Consider the following 15,269-nt stretch of genomic DNA (forward strand, 5'->3'; position numbering starts at 1 on the left):
TCTTTTTCTCCTAATAATTTTATTTCTTCTTTATCTTCTTCCATTATTTCTTTATAATGTTTTTTTGCTTGTTGTTTGTTACTTCATCTAATTCAGCAATAGCTTGTGTATATGACATTGTTCTATCTGCTAATCTTTGACTAATCATTTCTTGTTTTAATAATTGGTCAGTCATAGCAATAGGTAAAAATTTAAATGAATAAGGTCTATCTCCAATACCATCTCATAATTTTTCATGAATTAATAACATATCAAAAAATCTATAAAAATAATATGAATAATGACTTATTTTAGTTTCTGTAGTTTCCATATCATTTTTATTATTAAATAATGATTTAGTTTTATTTTCATAATTTACACCAGAAAATTCATTATAATCATAACCTGCACCATTTCATATATCTTTACCTAAATCATCTTTATCTAAAATATAATTACTTGCTATAAAATTACCTTGTATAACTTCCATACCACCAGCACCAGATTTATTATATCCACCAGTACCTACATTAACTACAATATTTTTTTAGGATTATCAATAATTTTTCCATGTTCAATCATATTTTTAACAGTTTCATTATCAAATGCACCAAATAAAGTTGTAACATTTAATTCTCTATCAACATTTCTTTGAGTATAAGATTTATGATAATATTCAATTAAATTTCAAACTGGATAAGTATCTGGATATGCATTTAAAGTTGTTGAATTACCATAAAAATTAACCATTGGTAAATTTGTTATTTCTAATATTGGTAAATAATTTCAAGGATTTTTAATTTCATAACTATATTTTGGTATTAAATTAGGTTTTAATTTTGTATGTGCTGTTCCTAAAATAATTTCTTTTTCATTTTTATTTTCATTTTTATAAGTTTCAAATCTTATTTTTCCATTTTCAGCAATTACTCAAGTTAAAGTTGCACTATCTGCTTGTTCATTTATAAAAAAGAATTCTGCACATTGTTCTTATTCATTATATTTAGCAACTCTACCAGCAAATGAATTAGGTAATACTTTTAAACTTGTACTATTATCTTTATAAATAATAGGCATTATATATACTTTTTCAAGTAAACTTTCTTGTATTCCAAATTTATATAATTTTTCAAATCATTTATCACTAATAATTTTATTAGTAAAATATTTTAAAATATTTTCTTTTTCACTATCAAATAATAAACCTTTACCTAATCATAGGACATATTCCGTAATTAAATTTAATTAATTGTCAATAAAATTGTTTTAAAACTATTTAGTGTTATTGAATATAGAAATAAATATTTTTTGAAAAAATAGTTTAAAAAATGAGTTTACATTTTAAACAAAAAATTGTTAATAATATTTTTATATTAACTCGATAAAAATTTAAATTTTAAAAAAATATTTTTAATATTTTTTTTATTTTAATGGTTTTATTTTATTAAAAATTTCACAAAGTAAGTTAAATCTTAAGTACATAAGTCTAAATTTAGATTTTCTACATTTATTTACTAAAATTTTGAATCTTTTCAATCAAGCAAAGACATGTTCAACTTTAATTCTAATTTTAGATACAATCTTATTGTATTTTCTTTCTTGTTTAGTTAATTTTTTATTTTTAGTTCTTTTAATTGGTATTATTGTATTTTTATAAATATTTTGTATACCTTGATATCCTAAATCACCAATAATTATTGTTTTTTCTGAAAATTCAAGATTTGAATTTTTTAATATTTGAAAATCATGCACTTTACCATTATCAGCAAAAATATCAACAATTTTTTTATTAAAAAAATCATATACAATTTGAAATTTTATAGAATACATTCAACTTTTACCAGAAAAATATTCTAACTGTAGTTTTTTTAGTTGGTCTTTCAATTTCAATCTCAGTTGAATCAATTAAATAAAATTGAAATTAATTTGAATTTTCTTGTTTTTTATCAATTTTTAATTTATATCTTTCTTTTAAAAATTGGTAATCTTTGTGGTTACTAAGTTTATTTTCTACTCAAGTAATATTTCGAAAACAACTTGATGGGCTCATTTTAGATTTAATACTCATTTGAAAAAAAGTATAATATTCTTTTCAGTATAATAAAGTCATCATTAATCTTTCTTCTACTGAAAGTTTATTTTTTCGACCTTTATTTTTTTCTAATTTTTCTATTTCAATTAATTTTTCTAACATTTCATTAAAATGAAAACGTTTTATACCAAAATATCTGTAAAATTCTTCATTTTTTAATTTTTTTAAATTTTCAAAAATCATTTTTATCAACACTTTTCTAAATTTATTGTTAATAACAAAATTATAAAATAAATTTTAAAATTATTAATTGACTTTTAAAAAATTTAATTACGGAATATGTCTTAAATAATAATCAATAATATTATTAGCTAATTCATATGTATCTTTAAATTTCATAATAGCATTACTATGATAAAATTCACTTTCTTGATGTATTCTTCTAGTTTTATCATTTTCACCAATAAAACATAAAATAGCAACAGTAGGATGAGCTTGTGAACTTGTAGCAAAACCTAAATCTAAACCACCAACTATTTCATTAACATTAAAATCTAATTCAGTTTTAAGTTTATCTAAATATCTTGCAAATATAGAACCAGTTAAAACACTAGGTACACCATAATATCAACTTTGTGCTTTTATAGGGTCAAGTATTTTTAATTCTTCTAAATCATTAATTTTATCTTGTTTTAAATTATGTTCATTTAATTTTCAATTTGAATAATGAAATAATTTAAAAATATTATTATCAAATACTGATTTAATTTGTTCATTATTTTCTTTCATTAAATCTAAATTAAAAGGTACAATTTTATTCATATATTCAATAAAATATTGATAAATATTATCTGGATTACAACTTCTAATTTTAATAGTTTTTTTAGCATTACCTAATGCAAAAGTAATTGCTTGAAATTCTGCTTGACTAAATTCATTTGCTTCTTCACATCATTCAATTGCTAAATCAAAACCTTTTATTTCACTTCTAGAAAGCCCTTTAAGTGGTATTCTATCATTACTATTACTATATACACCCACATTACTCTAATAAATGATTTACTACCTTTAAAACGAAAATCTGCTTGTTTATTTGGATATTTTAAATTAAAATCTTTATAATCAAAACCAATATTAATTAATGCTTCATCAATTTCTTTTGTTAATTCATTAATATCTTTATTTAATTTTCTAAAACAATATATAGCAATTGATTTATTAACTTTAATTGAAATTGCTATTAATATTGCTAATTCTTCTGCAATACTATATGTTTTACTTGAATATCTACTACCACTTAAATTATATTCACTATGTGTAAAATCACTTTTATTTAATAATCAATAACTAATTTCATGTAAATAAATAAATAAATTCTTTATTCATAATATTATTCCTGTAATTCTTCTAATTTTAATAGTTGTCCAAATGTAAAAGGATATGGAACAGTAGTCATAAATATACTATTTTGATTTACTTGTAATCACGTATATGAACCATCTGTATATATAAAACTATCTAAATATTCTGTATTATTATTTCCACTATATATAAATTCTTTATATATTCATGAATATTCTGTTTTATCATTAGTAACACAATAATTGTAATAAATACGATATATTTTATTTTTAATAAAATTAAATTGAATAGTTTTATTATCTTTTTTTTGTTCCTACTTCTTTTTATCATGGAATATTTGGTGTTGGAGGAATATCTTTTAATTCAATATCTCAAATATTTTCTTCTATTTCATTTGTAGTTAAACTACCAGACCTTATTTGTAATTTTGATTTAATATCAACTTTAATAGTATCTTGTAATTCTTCTAATGAAAATATATTTCCATATTGTTTATTTCCTCCAATAATAATTAATTGACTTTTATTACCATCAACAGTTCCTAATTTAATAATTAATGAAGCATCTTCATTATCAATTTTACCTTTAACAAGCATATAATCTCCACCTATATGAGTAGAACTAGATTTAAATTCTATTTTTAGTTTTACACTTGTTTGATTAAAAGGTGGTTTATCTCATGTTATAAATACTCTATAATATTTATTAAAACTAAGAGCAAAATTTTACATGATTTTAAAAACTAGTTATTTATGTATATATCTTTTCATATATTGTTAAGTGATAGTTTAATATATTTATAACATTATCTGCAACTTTCGATTTAATTTTATTTAAACTTTGGTATACTAAAACATAGTAAATAGTTTATAAGCAAAAGATAGGTGAATAAATAATATTATGAGTATCGATAAAAAATACATTAGAAATTTTTCAATTATTGCCCATATTGATCATGGTAAATCAACTTTGGCTGATCGTATTTTAGAATTAACTAATGCTGTTTCAAAAAGGGAAATGAAAAATCAATTGTTAGATTCACTAGATTTAGAACGTGAACGTGGCATTACAATTAAATTAAATAGTGTACAACTTAAATATCAATCATTAGATGGTCATACTTATTTGCTTCACTTAATTGATACTCCAGGTCATGTTGACTTTACTTATGAAGTATCGCGTAGTTTAGCAGCATGTGAAGGTGCCATTTTAGTAGTTGATGCTGCTCAGGGTATTGAAGCACAAACTTTAGCAAATGTATATTTAGCATTAGATAATGATTTAGAAATTATTCCTGTTATTAATAAAATAGATTTACCAAGTGCTGAACCAGAAAAAGTTAAGGAAGAAATTGAAGAAGTATTGGGTTTACCTGCTGATTATGCGCCTTTAATTTCTGCAAAAACAGGTATTAATATTCGCGATGTTTTAGAAGCAGTTATTAAATATATTCCTTATCCAATTGATGCTGATGATAATCAACCATTGCGTGCTTTAATTTTTGATTCATTATATGATAAATATCGTGGAGTGATGGCATTTATTAGAATCAAAACTGGTGTAATTAAAGTTGGCGATAAAGTAAGAATGATGTCAACTGGTGCCGAATATGAAATTACTGAACTAGGACTACGCACACCAAAAGAAGAAAAGAGAGAAATGTTAACAGCTGGTGAAGTTGGTTGAATTAGTGGTGCAATTAAAATAATTAGTGATATTCATGTTGGTGATACGATTACTAGTGTTATTAATCCTGCTGATGCACCATTACCAGGTTATAAAACTTTAAAACCAATGGTTTATTGTGGTTTATATCCAATTGATACTAATAAATATCAAGAATTAAAGGATGCATTATATAAAATTCAATTATCGGATGCCTCATTAATTTTTACTGCTGAAGCATCACAAGCATTAGGTTTTGGTTTTCGTTGTGGTTTTTTAGGGTTATTACATATGGATGTTATTCAAGAACGTTTAGAGCGTGAATATAATTTAGTTTTAATTTCAACAGCTCCTTCTGTAATTTATGAAGTAAATTTAACTAATGGTGAAAAGTTAATAATTGATAATCCAGCAAAATGACCAACTGTGCAGACAATTAAAAGTGTAGAAGAACCATTTGTGCAAGTAACAATAATGACACCAGAACAATATGTTGGTGCATTGATGCAATTATGTCAGGATAAACGTGGAACTTATTTAGATTTAAAATATGCTGATAATTTACGAAGAACTCTTATTTATAATATGCCACTGAATGAAATTGTCATTGATTTTTTTGATAAATTAAAATCAATATCAAAAGGTTATGCTTCATTAGATTATGAATTAATTGGTTATCAGGAAAGTAAATTAGTGAAAATGGATATTTTATTAGTAGGTAATATTGTTGATGCATTATCTGTTATTGTTCATAAGGATTTTGCTTATGATCGTGGGCGTGTTTTATGTGAAAAATTAAAAAAATTAATTCCAAAACAAAATTTTGAAGTTGCTATTCAGGCTGCTATTAATAATAAAATTATTGCTCGTCAAACTGTGCAAGCAGTTAGAAAAGATGTTATTGCTAAATGTTATGGTGGTGATATTACAAGAAAAAGAAAACTTTTAGAAAAACAAAAAGAAGGAAAGAAAAAAATGAAATCGATTGGTAATGTTGAATTACCACCAGAAGCATTTCGTGCTGTTTTAAAAATAGATGAAGAAAATTAATAAAAAAGTTATAAATATTTGATTTGTTTTTTTCTAAATTGGATTATTTGAAAATAAAAAATTAATTGATCTATTTAAGTCAATTAATTTTTTATTTTCATAAAGCATATTTTGAAATAAAAATGAGATTTCTCACAATTTTATGTTAAATATATAGTATTTTTTTTAATTCTGCAATTATTTCCATTTTAATTTTTATGTAATTTTTTTGCATTTCAATATTAATTAAATTCTCTTGACTTTTTAAATGATTATTTTCTAAATTATTTTTTATTATTGCGTGACACTCAATTTCTTTAGAGTAATTTTTAATCATATTTTTTATGTTATTAATCATTTTATATTCCCCATTTCAAAGTTTTATAAATAATTTATTTATATTTTTTATTATATCATTTTATTTATAAAAATTATAAATAAAATGATATAATTTTCTATAATAAATCTAGTATTCATAGGACATATTCCGTAATTAAATTTAATTAATTGTCAATAAAATTGTTTTAAAACTATTTAGTGTTATTGAATATAGAAATAAATATTTTTTGAAAAAATAGTTTAAAAAATGAGTTTACATTTTAAACAAAAAATTGTTAATAATATTTTTATATTAACTCGATAAAAATTTAAATTTTAAAAAAATATTTTTAATATTTTTTTATTTTAATGGTTTTATTTTATTAAAAATTTCACAAAGTAAGTTAAATCTTAAGTACATAAGTCTAAATTTAGATTTTCTACATTTATTTACTAAAATTTTGAATCTTTTCAATCAAGCAAAGACATGTTCAACTTTAATTCTAATTTTAGATACAATCTTATTGTATTTTCTTTCTTGTTTAGTTAATTTTTTATTTTTAGTTCTTTTAATTGGTATTATTGTATTTTTATAAATATTTTGTATACCTTGATATCCTAAATCACCAATAATTATTGTTTTTTCTGAAAATTCAAGATTTGAATTTTTTAATATTTGAAAATCATGCACTTTACCATTATCAGCAAAAATATCAACAATTTTTTTATTAAAAAAATCATATACAATTTGAAATTTTATAGAATACATTCAACTTTTACCAGAAAAATATTCTAACTGTAGTTTTTTTTAGTTGGTCTTTCAATTTCAATCTCAGTTGAATCAATTAAATAAAATTGAAATTCATTTGAATTTTCTTGTTTTTTATCAATTTTTAATTTATATCTTTCTTTTAAAAATTGGTAATCTTTGTGGTTACTAAGTTTATTTTCTACTCAAGTAATATTTCGAAAACAACTTGATGGGCTCATTTTAGATTTAATACTCATTTGAAAAAAAGTATAATATTCTTTTCAGTATAATAAAGTCATCATTAATCTTTCTTCTACTGAAAGTTTATTTTTTCGACCTTTATTTTTTTCTAATTTTTCTATTTCAATTAATTTTTCTAACATTTCATTAAAATGAAAACGTTTTATACCAAAATATCTGTAAAATTCTTCATTTTTTAATTGTTTTAAATTTTCAAAAATCATTTTTATCAACACTTTTCTAAATTTATTGTTAATAACAAAATTATAAAATAAATTTTAAAATTATTAATTGACTTTTAAAAAATTTAATTACGGAATAGTCTAAATATTTTGTATACCTTGATATCCTAAATCACCAATAATTATTGTTTTTTCTGAAAATTCAAGATTTGAATTTTTTAATATTTGAAAATCATGCACTTTACCATTATCAGCAAAAATATCAACAATTTTTTTATTAAAAAAATCATATACAATTTGAAATTTTATAGAATACATTCAACTTTTACCAGAAAAATATTCTAACTGTAGTTTTTTTTAGTTGGTCTTTCAATTTCAATCTCAGTTGAATCAATTAAATAAAATTGAAATTCATTTGAATTTTCTTGTTTTTTATCAATTTTTAATTTATATCTTTCTTTTAAAAATTGGTAATCTTTGTGGTTACTAAGTTTATTTTCTACTCAAGTAATATTTCGAAAACAACTTGATGGGCTCATTTTAGATTTAATACTCATTTGAAAAAAAGTATAATATTCTTTTCAGTATAATAAAGTCATCATTAATCTTTCTTCTACTGAAAGTTTATTTTTTCGACCTTTATTTTTTTCTAATTTTTCTATTTCAATTAATTTTTCTAACATTTCATTAAAATGAAAACGTTTTATACCAAAATATCTGTAAAATTCTTCATTTTTTAATTTTTTTAAATTTTCAAAAATCATTTTTATCAACACTTTTCTAAATTTATTGTTAATAACAAAATTATAAAATAAATTTTAAAATTATTAATTGACTTTTAAAAAATTTAATTACGGAATATATCTATAGAAAAATAAATTAAAAGCAAGTTTAAATAAAATGATATAATAAAAAAACAATTCCCTAAGAAATTGATAAAATTTTAATTTATAATAAGTATATTAATAATAATTACTTAAATGGGGAGTAGGGGGTTATGTGAAAATTTTATTAAAAATAGAAATTGGGTTCAAACAATCAATTATTTTTAAAAGTATTAAAAAGTATATAGAAAATAGAGCTAAGATTGAAGCAAAATTAATTGATAAAGAAAAGCAAAGACAACATGAAAAAGATTTACAAGATTCTAGATTTAAACATGAATCACTTGAAAATGAAAAAGACAGAAAATTACAAAAAGAATTAGCTGAAGAAAAAACTAAAAGATTAGGGTTAATATTAGAAAATAAAATAACTATAAATAGACAAAATTATTATTTAAAACATGATAATAATCCCAAATTAGAATTGGAACTTAAAAGAAAACGAATTAAAGGTAAAAAAATAAAGTAATATTGTATTTACAAAAATATGAGGTTAAAATTGATATAATCACTCTATTGAAGGTGATTTTAAGGAGTTTTGATAATGGACTTAAATATCAATAAAAATTTAAAAACAAAAGTTTTAAATAATTTTTTAAATTTATTAGCAATTAATTTAGCAGATACTTATTTAGAAACCTTAAAAAAATATAAATCAAAAGATGTAGATGAATTAGTATTAAATTTTTTAGATCAAATAGTTTATTTAGTCGATGAAGAAATTGATATAACAAACGTTAAAAATAGTTCAAAAATATCAAAAATGAATACTAAACAAAAAGAAAAATTTAATAATGCTTTAAGAAAAGATAATAAATATCGAAAAATGTGTTCAGTTCTTAATTTTATATATCGAGTAATAAAAGAAGAAGAAACACAAGAGCAAGTATTCAATAATATATATCATTTTTATGAAAAATCTGATGCTGAAACTTTAGAAATATTTTCTAATGATTATAAAGAAAAAGAAAGATTTGATTTTTTTAAAGAAATAAAATTAAAGTTAAAAAATAGTAATAGTTTTTTATATAAATCAAATTTACAAGCAAATATATAAGTTTAATATATTTATAAAGTATCTTTAAAAACATCTCTAATATTTTATTAGAGATGTTTTATGAATAAACAAAATTATAAAAAATTAAAATGATTTATAATTTTACTATTAAATTTTCAATAAGTATTACAATTTTTTTTAAAAAAGAACTAACTTAAAATTAGTTATTTTAAATTAGATTATTTATTTTTATATATTCCATCAGTAGTTGTTGCATAAATAGTAAAATTATTAGAATTATAAATCAATTCATTAATTGAATTAAGTTTATTTTCATAGGACATATTCCGTAATTAAATTTAATTAATTGTCAATAAAATTGTTTTAAAACTATTTAGTGTTATTGAATATAGAAATAAATATTTTTTGAAAAAATAGTTTAAAAAATGAGTTTAAATTTTAAACAAAAAATTGTTAATAATATTTTTATATTAACTCGATAAAAATTTAAATTTTAAAAAAATATTAAAAATATTTTTTTTATTTTAATGGTTTTATTTTATTAAAAATTTCACAAAGTAAGTTAAATCTTAAGTACATAAGTCTAAATTTAGATTTTCTACATTTATTTACTAAAATTTTGAATCTTGCCACTTGCCACTTGCCACTTAGCCCTTTTTACTAGACCATTAATTTAAAAAACCTGAATGTATTCTAAAAACAATTGTGTTATATAATTAACACTAATTTTAACCTGAAAGGATTTTTATTAATGGATAAAATTAAACAAATAGCATTAGTAATTAACAAATTAAATATCAAAGAAAAAATTAAAATTATTGATGATTGTAAAAATCAATATTCAATTAGAAACCTATGTCAATATCTTCAATTAAACAGATCAACATATTACTTTTTAAAAAATAAACAAAAACCTATTAAAAAAGAAGAAAATCATATTATTAAATGCAATCATAAATATCAAAAAATATGCCAACTTTTAATCGAATTTCATTCTACAAGAAAAGGCAGAATTTATGGATATTTAAGAATTTTTTCAGCTTTTAAAGAGTGATTAAAACAAGAAAAAAATATCATTTTAAATATAGAATTATCAATAAAACAAATGCGAAAAATTATGAAAGAACACAATATTCAAGGATTAAAACAAACTAAAAATAACTATCCTAAAAACAAAAAAAATCCAAATAAGTGAATACCTACAATGGATAAAGTAAACAAAGATTATAAAAGTACAACCTCTTCAAATCAAATTTGATCAATGGACACTAAACAAATAAATACTAAAGAAGGATGATTATATCTTTTTGTAATTATTGATTTTTATTCAAATAATGTTGTTAGTTATAATATTGCTCCTAATAAATCATATCAGGATTTAATTCTTCCTGCTCTTGAAAAAATCAACAAACAATTTTCTTGAAATCAAGTAAAAAATGTTATTTTACATTCAGATAACGCCAACGAATTTTATTGTCAGGATATCACAAAATGAGCAGAGGATAAACAAATAATTTTAAGCAAAAAACAACCTTATGATATTGGTGGTAATGTATTATCTGAAAACTGATTTTCTCATTTATCTCAAGAATGACTACCTAAAGGATCAAATCAATATTTATCCATCAATGAAGCTATAAATGATGTAAATCAATATGTTATGTTTTATAATTATGAAAGAATACATTCTAAATTTCTAAAACCACCAATTTTACAAATTAAAATTTAGAATTTTATATCAAAAATGGTCCAGTAATTAAGGGCCAACCACCGATTGCTAATAATTATTTTATTATTTCTTACCTTTAATATTTCTAACTTCTTTTAATTGTTTTTTGGTAAATCTTAATTTAAGTTTATATTTGCAAAAAATAATATACAATAAAAAATCTAAAAAAATGTGAATTACAATTACACTTTATCAAAATTATATATGTAATATGTATTGTTTGCCTTTATTTATATTGTGATTCTTAGTTAGTTATGGTATTCTATTATGGTATTCTATATTAAAAGATGGTCTTGTAAGTGAGGTGTTTGTTATGTTAAATTTAGATTTTGTTGGACCTCACGGCATTACTGATACTTATGGTGGATGGTTTCATGTTTATGCATTTGCTATTATGTCAGGTATTTTTGCTTCAATTATTGCTTCTTGAGTAAAATTTAAACGTTATCGTGTTCCTACTGATTCTTTAGCATGATCAATAATATTTATTATTCCTGCTTCATTATTTGGTGCTAGTTTTCTTGGCAAGGATGATCCTAATAAGTCAATTAGTTTTTTTGAAAAATTTGCATTTTGAAAACCAGGGATGTCTATTCATGGTGGTGTTTTATTTGGCATTATTGCTGGTGCAATTATTTTTTACTTTGTTGGTCGTAAGTATAAAATATCATTATGAATATATGGTGATTTAATTATTCCTAATATTTTATTAGGACAGGTATTAGGACGTTGAGGTAATTTCTTTAATCATGAATTACTTGGTAACGTTGTAAGTTATGATTCATTATCATGATTACCTGCTTTTATTCGTGATAATTGTTTTAAATTAAATGGTGGACCAAGTGGCACTCCAGAAACTATTAATGGTGAAATTGTTTATCGTGCACCAATATTTCTTTATGAATCAATTGCTAATTTAGGATTATGATTAGTGATTACACTTGTTGTTCCAAATCTTGGTAAATGATTTGGTAAAAAGCCATGAAAAGTAGAGCCAGATAAGTTTCAATTTGATTTTAAAAATAATTTTAAATACTGAGGAAAAATAACTTTTAATCCAAAATATTGAAATAAAGTAAATCGTGACCCAAAACATTTGACTTGAACTAAAATGTGAAATGAAGTTTACTATTATAATCAAGTACCAAAAAATGTAGTAAATAAAGCATTAGCAGAAGTCAAACCTTCTGGTAAGAAAATTAATGATTATATAAATAAAAGCAAAAAACTTTATGAAATAAATAATCCACATCATTATCGAATGATGCATGCAGGTGTTCAAATGGGACTTTACTTTTTTGGATGAAATTTAATTAGATTTATTTTAGAGTTACAGCGCCCACCAGAAGATTTATTTTTAATTAATCGTCCAATTCTTGATTATACAGTTTTATTATTGATTACTTTCTTTGGCCTGTTTCTAGCAATATTTGCACAATTTGTTGCAGCAAAATATTTACGTAGCGAAGGATGAACATATGAAAAAGAATATTAATAATATTCTTTTTTATTATTAAAATAATTATTATAACAGAAAATAAACTATTAAATAGATAATATTAATTAGATTTGGTGTTTTTGTTATAATATTTATATACTAATGTATGAGGTGAAATTAGTGTTAGCAGTAGTAAGTGATGATAGTAGTACTAATACCATTAAGTTTTTAGGTTTTGAGATTCCAATTACTACTTTTTTATATTCAATGGGTGGGTTAGCACTTTTGATTTTTCTGTTATTATTATCAATTTTATTAATAATGTATTTACGCAAAAGGATTTCTATTAAAGGATACTTAAGTTTAGAAAAAAAAGATTATCAATTTGAAGATAAAATTTTGGAAATTGAACATGAAATTGCCAAATTACAAAGAAAATTTTATTCAAGTAAACATATTTCTAAAAAGACAAAAAAATATTTTAACTAATTAAATGTAGGTGATGTATATGTCTAAAATAAAATTTAAATTATTTGATAAATTTTTTTCACAAAAAAATAGGTTATCAGATAAAGAAGGTTATCAAAAATCAACTAATAATAACACTTATTTTAGCAATGTTGTACCACCAATTAATAAAAATAAAGAAAATATTCATAATTCTGATTTTAATGAAAATGATTATAATGAAAAAAAATATGATGGTAAAAATATACAAGTTACTAGTTCTTATATAATACCTTTACAAGAAAAAAAGACAGTGCCGATCAATGAAAACTTTACTAAAGAAAAAGATATGTATTATGATCAACCACAAACATTTAATACTATGGAAATAGTTAGTTATAAAAATAGTTTTAAAATTCCAAAACCAATTAGCAGAGAAATTAAATCAGAGAAGCTAAAACAATTGATTTTATTATTTATTGGTGTTATGACATTAATTATTGCTTCAACTTTTATTGGTTTATATTTTGGTATGATTAACATAAAAATTATTCCTCATCCTGTAATTACTATTCCATTAGCAATTATTGCTCTTACTATTATTTTAATTAATATTATTGAATTTGTGACATTAAGAAGAGAAGTGGATTTATATATTGAAAGAACATTAAAAGGGTCACTATTACCTCCTAATTTTATAATTAGAAATTATCGTAAAATTCATGCTAACTTGATAATTATTAATTGAATAAGTATTAGTAGTTATATTGTTCTTGGTATTATTATTGGCATTATGTTTTTGATTAGTGGTCAGAAATTAACTTTTATTATTCAAAAATGAACAGTTAATGTTCCTGATATTATTAAAGATGCAATAACTTTAACAATTATTTTAGGTGTTATTTTCTTTATTCATATGATTAATATTGTTATTTTTAAATTTCGTAAACGTAATATTATAAGTTATTATGGCTATGAAATTATTAATCCACAAGAGTTAAATCAATACAAAAAAAAGATAGATAGAATATGTATGATTATTACTATTGGTTTTACTGCTTTAATATTTTTTGCAATTGTTATTCCAATATTTGTATTAAAAAGAAGAAAGAAAAAGTAAAAAAATATTGAATATTATCTATAGACATATTCCGTAATTAAATTTTTTAAAAGTCAATTAATAATTTTAAAATTTATTTTATAATTTTGTTATTAACAATAAATTTAGAAAAGTGTTGATAAAAATGATTTTTGAAAATTTAAAAAAATTAAAAAATGAAGAATTTTACAGATATTTTGGTATAAAACGTTTTCATTTTAATGAAATGTTAGAAAAATTAATTGAAATAGAAAAATTAGAAAAAAATAAAGGTCGAAAAAATAAACTTTCAGTAGAAGAAAGATTAATGATGACTTTATTATACTGAAAAGAATATTATACGTTTTTTCAAATGAGTATTAAATCTAAAATGAGCCCATCAAGTTGTTTTCGAAATATTACTTGAGTAGAAAATAAACTTAGTAACCACAAAGATTACCAATTTTTAAAAGAAAGATATAAATTAAAAATTGATAAAAAACAAGAAAATTCAAATGAATTTCAATTTTATTTAATTGATTCAACTGAGATTGAAATTGAAAGACCAACTAAAAAAAACTACAGTTAGAATATTTTTTTGGTAAAAGTTGAATGTATTCTATAAAATTTCAAATTGTATATGATTTTTTTAATAAAAAAATTGTTGATATTTTTGCTGATAATGGTAAAGTGCATGATTTTCAAATATTAAAAAATTCAAATCTTGAATTTTCAGAAAAAACAATAATTATTGGTGATTTAGGATATCAAGGTATACAAAATATTTATAAAAATACAATAATACCAATTAAAAGAACTAAAAATAAAAAATTAACTAAACAAGAAAGAAAATACAATAAGATTGTATCTAAAATTAGAATTAAAGTTGAACATGTCTTTGCTTGATTGAAAAGATTCAAAATTTTAGTAAATAAATGTAGAAAATCTAAATTTAGACTTATGTACTTAAGATTTAACTTACTTTGTGAAATTTTTAATAAAATAAAATCATTAAAATAAAAAAAATATTAAAAATATTTTTTTAAAATTTAAATTTTTATCGAGTTAATATAAAAATATTATTAACAATTTTTTGTTTAAAATGTAAACTCATTTT

General features: G+C 21.0%; 19 protein-coding genes. 9 read left to right on the forward strand and 10 right to left on the reverse strand.

The window, feature by feature from the left end; translation table 4 throughout:
* Positions 1-43 precede the first annotated feature (43 nt).
* The 6 genes from AAHM89_RS05095 to AAHM89_RS05120 all read right to left on the reverse strand — a co-directional run bounded on the left by AAHM89_RS05095 (position 44) and on the right by AAHM89_RS05120 (position 3,969).
* Positions 44-469 carry a hypothetical protein gene (locus AAHM89_RS05095; protein ID WP_342267142.1) on the reverse strand — a complete coding sequence of 142 codons (426 nt, stop codon included), beginning with the start codon at positions 467-469 and terminating at the stop codon, positions 44-46.
* Positions 470-513: 44 nt separating this feature from the next.
* A complete protein-coding gene (locus AAHM89_RS05100; protein ID WP_342267143.1) occupies positions 514-729 on the reverse strand; it encodes a hypothetical protein in 216 nt (71 codons plus the stop codon).
* Between the two features lie 672 nt (positions 730-1,401).
* Positions 1,402-1,809: a transposase family protein gene (locus AAHM89_RS05105; RefSeq protein WP_339045908.1), complete on the reverse strand. Its 408-nt coding sequence runs from the start codon at positions 1,807-1,809 to the stop codon at positions 1,402-1,404.
* Between the two features lie 91 nt (positions 1,810-1,900).
* The gene (locus AAHM89_RS05110) at positions 1,901-2,254 is read right to left on the reverse strand and encodes a transposase family protein (protein ID WP_342266106.1); all 354 of its coding nucleotides are present in this window, start codon (positions 2,252-2,254) and stop codon (positions 1,901-1,903) included.
* A gap of 87 nt (positions 2,255-2,341) precedes the next feature.
* Positions 2,342-3,052: a hypothetical protein gene (locus AAHM89_RS05115; RefSeq protein ID WP_342267144.1), complete on the reverse strand. Its 711-nt coding sequence runs from the start codon at positions 3,050-3,052 to the stop codon at positions 2,342-2,344.
* A 644-nt stretch (positions 3,053-3,696) separates the two neighbouring features.
* Complete coding sequence (locus tag AAHM89_RS05120; protein WP_342267145.1) at positions 3,697-3,969, reverse strand: hypothetical protein; 273 nt, start codon at positions 3,967-3,969, stop codon at positions 3,697-3,699.
* 310 nt (positions 3,970-4,279) lie between these two features.
* On the opposite strand from AAHM89_RS05120, the gene lepA reads away from it, so the two are divergent.
* Positions 4,280-6,088 (forward strand): translation elongation factor 4, encoded by a 1,809-nt coding sequence (gene lepA, locus AAHM89_RS05125; protein ID WP_425289699.1) that lies wholly within the window; start codon positions 4,280-4,282, stop codon positions 6,086-6,088.
* A 658-nt stretch (positions 6,089-6,746) separates the two neighbouring features.
* On the opposite strand, the gene AAHM89_RS05130 is transcribed toward lepA, so the two are convergent.
* From AAHM89_RS05130 to AAHM89_RS05145, 4 genes are all read right to left on the reverse strand, one after another.
* On the reverse strand, positions 6,747-7,154 hold the full coding sequence (locus tag AAHM89_RS05130; protein WP_339045908.1) for a transposase family protein: 408 nt from the start codon (positions 7,152-7,154) through the stop codon (positions 6,747-6,749).
* 23 nt (positions 7,155-7,177) lie between these two features.
* Positions 7,178-7,600, reverse strand: a complete 423-nt coding sequence (locus tag AAHM89_RS05135; protein ID WP_342267147.1) for a transposase family protein — start codon at positions 7,598-7,600, stop codon at positions 7,178-7,180.
* Between the two features lie 99 nt (positions 7,601-7,699).
* Positions 7,700-7,876, reverse strand: coding sequence for a transposase (locus AAHM89_RS05140; protein ID WP_342267148.1), 177 nt, complete (start codon positions 7,874-7,876; stop codon positions 7,700-7,702).
* 23 nt (positions 7,877-7,899) lie between these two features.
* Positions 7,900-8,322: a transposase family protein gene (locus tag AAHM89_RS05145; RefSeq protein ID WP_339045912.1), complete on the reverse strand. Its 423-nt coding sequence runs from the start codon at positions 8,320-8,322 to the stop codon at positions 7,900-7,902.
* Between the two features lie 235 nt (positions 8,323-8,557).
* Here AAHM89_RS05145 and AAHM89_RS05150 point away from each other — a divergent pair, with 235 nt between their 5' ends.
* The 8 genes from AAHM89_RS05150 (at position 8,558) to AAHM89_RS05185 (ending at position 15,172) form a co-directional block, all read left to right on the forward strand.
* Positions 8,558-8,911 carry a hypothetical protein gene (locus AAHM89_RS05150; RefSeq protein WP_342267149.1) on the forward strand — a complete coding sequence of 118 codons (354 nt, stop codon included), beginning with the start codon at positions 8,558-8,560 and terminating at the stop codon, positions 8,909-8,911.
* Between the two features lie 75 nt (positions 8,912-8,986).
* Positions 8,987-9,499: a hypothetical protein gene (locus tag AAHM89_RS05155; protein ID WP_338980700.1), complete on the forward strand. Its 513-nt coding sequence runs from the start codon at positions 8,987-8,989 to the stop codon at positions 9,497-9,499.
* A 712-nt stretch (positions 9,500-10,211) separates the two neighbouring features.
* Entirely contained in the window at positions 10,212-11,189 is a 978-nt protein-coding gene (locus AAHM89_RS05160; protein WP_342265776.1) for an IS3 family transposase, read from the forward strand.
* 313 nt (positions 11,190-11,502) lie between these two features.
* A complete protein-coding gene (locus AAHM89_RS05165) occupies positions 11,503-12,684 on the forward strand; it encodes a prolipoprotein diacylglyceryl transferase (RefSeq protein ID WP_342267150.1) in 1,182 nt (393 codons plus the stop codon).
* A gap of 123 nt (positions 12,685-12,807) precedes the next feature.
* Positions 12,808-13,116 (forward strand): hypothetical protein, encoded by a 309-nt coding sequence (locus AAHM89_RS05170; RefSeq protein WP_342267151.1) that lies wholly within the window; start codon positions 12,808-12,810, stop codon positions 13,114-13,116.
* A 19-nt stretch (positions 13,117-13,135) separates the two neighbouring features.
* Positions 13,136-14,194: an MSC_0882 family membrane protein gene (locus AAHM89_RS05175; protein WP_342267152.1), complete on the forward strand. Its 1,059-nt coding sequence runs from the start codon at positions 13,136-13,138 to the stop codon at positions 14,192-14,194.
* 124 nt (positions 14,195-14,318) lie between these two features.
* Complete coding sequence (locus tag AAHM89_RS05180; RefSeq protein WP_339045912.1) at positions 14,319-14,741, forward strand: transposase family protein; 423 nt, start codon at positions 14,319-14,321, stop codon at positions 14,739-14,741.
* Positions 14,742-14,764: 23 nt separating this feature from the next.
* The gene (locus AAHM89_RS05185; RefSeq protein ID WP_342265941.1) at positions 14,765-15,172 is read left to right on the forward strand and encodes a transposase family protein; all 408 of its coding nucleotides are present in this window, start codon (positions 14,765-14,767) and stop codon (positions 15,170-15,172) included.
* The last annotated feature ends 97 nt before the right edge of the window (positions 15,173-15,269 follow it).

The sequence above is a fragment of the Spiroplasma endosymbiont of Villa modesta genome, assembly GCF_964030925.1.
GTDB lineage: Bacteria > Bacillota_I > Bacilli_A > Mycoplasmatales > VBWQ01 > Spiroplasma_E.